Origin of the sequence: Bradyrhizobium sp. NBAIM08, from assembly GCF_020193935.1 — a bacterium.
GTDB lineage: Bacteria > Pseudomonadota > Alphaproteobacteria > Rhizobiales > Xanthobacteraceae > Bradyrhizobium > Bradyrhizobium yuanmingense.
The window spans coordinates 1-379 of sequence record NZ_JADYVR010001417.1; the positions used below are offsets into that span (position 1 = coordinate 1).

Here is a 379-nt window from a genome sequence, read left to right on the forward strand (position 1 = left end):
GCCTCAGGGCCACGCCGGCCCCGGCCGCCGCGGCCGCGACGCGGGCGATGTTCGCCTCCAGCACCGCCACGTCGACCACGAGGTACGGCGTGCGCGGTGCCGGCATCACGTGGTCAGCGCTGGACGGCGAGCTCACCGAGCTCGGACCACTCCGTGCCGGGCACCTCGAAGTTCACGACACGCGGAGTCGCCTCCAGGTACCGCGGAAGCTCACGCTGCGCGGCCCGGAAGTGGTCGGACTGCACGTGCGCCCCGCCGGCCTCACCGTCCCGGAACGCCTCGACCAGCACGTATTCCCGCGGGTCGTCGACGTCGCGCGACCAGTCGAACCACAGGCAGCCGTCCTCGGCCCGCGTGGCCTCGGTGAACGCCTGAGTGA

General features: G+C 73.4%; 1 protein-coding gene. It reads right to left on the reverse strand.

From position 1 onward, the window contains the following. Positions 1-113: 113 nt before the first annotated feature. A partial coding sequence (locus tag I6F37_RS45215) for a putative quinol monooxygenase (RefSeq protein ID WP_225155159.1) occupies positions 114-379 on the reverse strand: 266 nt, incomplete at its 5' end.